Source organism: Frankia sp. KB5, from assembly GCF_002099325.1.
GTDB classification, from domain to species: Bacteria; Actinomycetota; Actinomycetes; order Frankiales; family Frankiaceae; genus Frankia; species Frankia casuarinae.
Window position 1 is genome coordinate 1 of the sequence record NZ_MRUJ01000013.1, and the last position, 2,871, is coordinate 2,871.

The 2,871-nt window shown below is 75.0% G+C and carries 2 protein-coding genes; both read left to right on the forward strand.

Annotated features, from left to right (window positions below; all coding sequences use genetic code 11):
• Nucleotides 1–1,745: SDR family NAD(P)-dependent oxidoreductase (locus KBI5_RS01435; RefSeq protein ID WP_241882595.1), on the forward strand; the 1,745-nt coding region annotated here is incomplete at its 5' end.
• A partial coding sequence (locus tag KBI5_RS01440; protein WP_133056950.1) for a polyketide synthase occupies nucleotides 1,738–2,871 on the forward strand: 1,134 nt, incomplete at its 3' end. The genes KBI5_RS01435 and KBI5_RS01440, both read left to right, overlap by 8 nt.

Here is a 2,871-nt window from a genome sequence, read left to right on the forward strand (position 1 = left end):
CGGTGGATCCGGATGCCGCCGGCGCGACCGAACCGGCCGAGCCCACCGGGCCCGGTCGGTCCGCCGGAGTCGCGAAGTCCGGGGGGGCCGGCTCGACAGCCGCGATCCCGCTACGGCGGTTCGTTGTCGAACCGGAGATCGTCCCCGTGCCCTCGACCCCGGAGCCGGTCGGACGTGCCGGGTCGCTGGCCGGGGCCCGCTTCCTTCTCGTCGAGGGTGGTCTCGGGGTCGGACTCGAGCTCGCCACGTTGCTGGAGCAGGCGGGTGCCGAGGCCCGCATCCTCGCTGCCGACGACCGGGGCCTGGTCGGTCAGGTTCGAGCCGGCGCCGGCGCGGACGGCCTGGTGTGGATCGCCTCGATCGATCCCGGTGCCGGCGACCACGCCGTTCTTCCTGCCGCGTTCGCGGCACTGCGGGCCGCGGCCCTCGGCGGCAGCCGGCGGATGCTCGTCGCGACCGGGCACGGCGGGCGCTTCGGTCGCCCGTCGCCCCACGGCACCGGAGCGCTCGCCCCGGGCGACGCCGGGGACGAGGGGATCCAGCTGACCCCGGGGATGGGCCTCGCCGGCCTGGTGCGCACGATCGCCTGGGAGGTTCCCGATATCGCGGTCCGCCTCGTCGACGTCGAACCGAAGGACGAACCGCGTCGGATCGCCGAGAGCCTGCTCGTCGAGCTGCTCACCCCCGGCGGGCCGTCCGTGGTGGGTTACCGTGACGGGGTCCGCGCGACCCCGCGGATCCGGCCGGTGGAGCTGGGCGTCGCGGGCGACGTCGGCGACGTGGGTGCGGCGGGCTATGCGGGCGAACTGCCCGCCGAGCTCGGTCCCTCCTCGGTGGTGCTGCTCACCGGTGGCGCGCGGGGTATCACGGCGGCCGTCGCCGTGGAGCTCGCCCGGCGCAGCGGCTGCGCCATCGAGCTGATCGGGCGTACCCCACCGCCCACCGGACCGGAGGATCCGGTGACGGCGGATGCGCTCGACGCCCCGGCGCTGCGCCGCGCGCTTGTCRCCACCGGCGTCCGCCGGCCGGCCGAGATCGAGTCCCAGGTGGCCCGGTTGCTCGCCGAGCGGGAGGTGCGCACCACGCTGGAGGTCCTTGGTCGGCTGGCCTCGTCGGTGCGTTACCACGCGATGGACGTGCGTGACGGCGCCGCCGTTGCCTCGGTCGTGGCCGACGTCTACGCCCGCCACGGTCGCCTCGACGGCGTGGTGCACGGTGCGGGCATCCTGGCGGACCGACTCCTGCGGGACAAGACGCCCGAGTCGTTCGACCAGGTGTACCGAACGAAGATCGACGGTGCCCGGGCGCTGCTGGCGGCGCTGCGGGACGACGTCGGCTTCGTCGCCCTGTTCGGGAGTGTCGCGGGCGTCTTCGGCAACCGCGGCCAGGTCGACTACGCCGCCGCGAACGACGCCCTGGACACGCTCGCCGGTGCCTGTGCGGGCCGCTTCGCCGGCCGGGTGGTCAGCGTCGACTGGGGTCCCTGGGGATCCGCGCGGGACTTCGTGGCACGGGCCGGCGGACCGGCCCCCGCGGTGACCGGGGGCGCGGTGGCCGGTGCGGCCGGTGTGACCGGCGGTGGGATGGTCTCCCCGGAGCTTGCCCGGGAGTACGCGCGCCGTGGCATCGGCCTGATCGATCCCGCCGACGGGGTGGCCGCCCTGCTGCGGGAGCTGGCCGCTCCGGCGGGCACGCCCGCGCAGGTCGTCTACATGTGCGCCTCGGTGGAGTCGTTCGATGCCTGAGCCCGGTGCCGGGCCGGGGGGGCGGTCGGCGTCGGGATCCCGGTCCGCGTCCGGGGGCGGCGCCCCACCCATCGCCCTGGTCGGGATGGCGGCGCTGTTCCCCGGCGCCGGCGACCTCGGCACCTTCTGGGGCAACATCGTCGGGGGTGTCGACGCGATCCGGGAGGTGTCGCCGGAGCGTTTCGACGTTGACGACTACTTCCGCCCCGACCTGTTTCGCCCCGACCCGCCCCGCGGTGACCGTCCCGGCGCCGGACCGGGCGGTGTGGGCAGACCCGGCGGTGTGGGCAGCCCCGGCGGTGCCAGCGACGCCTTCTACTGCCGGCGTGGCGGTTTCGTCGAGGAGTTCGCGTCGTTCGATCCGGCCGCGTTCGGCATCATGCCGCTGGCCGTCGACTGGGCCGAACCCGACCAGCTGCTGTCCCTGCGGCTCGCCGCCGAGGCGATCACGGACGCCGGCGGTCCCGAGCGGTTGGGGGACGCCGAGCGTGTCGGGGTGGTGCTCGGCCGCGGCGGCTACGTCGGTCCCGGGGTCGCCAAGCTCGAACAGCGGGTGCGCACCTCCCGCCAGATTGTCACGACGCTGCGCGAGATCCTGCCCGACCTGCCGGCCGAGGCCGTCGAACGGGTCCGGGAGGCGTTCGTCGCCCAGCTCGGACCGCAGCGCCCCGAGGCGTCCATCGGGCTGGTGCCGAACCTCGCCGCCTCCCGCATCGCCAACCGGCTCGACCTGCGCGGACCCGCCTACACCGTGGACGGGGCCTGCGCGTCATCGCTCATCGCCGTCGACATGGCGATGCGTGACCTCGGGTCCGGCCGGACCGACGCGATGATCGTCGGTGGCGCCCACATCGTGCACGAGGCGTCGTTCTGGAGCGTCTTCACCCTGCTGCGGGCGTTGTCCCCGAGTGAGATCATCCGTCCCTTCGACCGGCGGGCCGACGGCATTCTCATCGGCGAGGGCGTCGGCATGGTCGTCCTCAAGCGGCTTGCCGACGCCGAGCGCGACGGCGATCGGATCTACGCGGTGCTGCGGGGATCGGGCACGTCCAGTGACGGCCGGTCCGCCTCGCTGATGGCCCCGGCCGTCGAAGGCCAGACGCTCGCCGTCCGCCGGGCCTGGGCG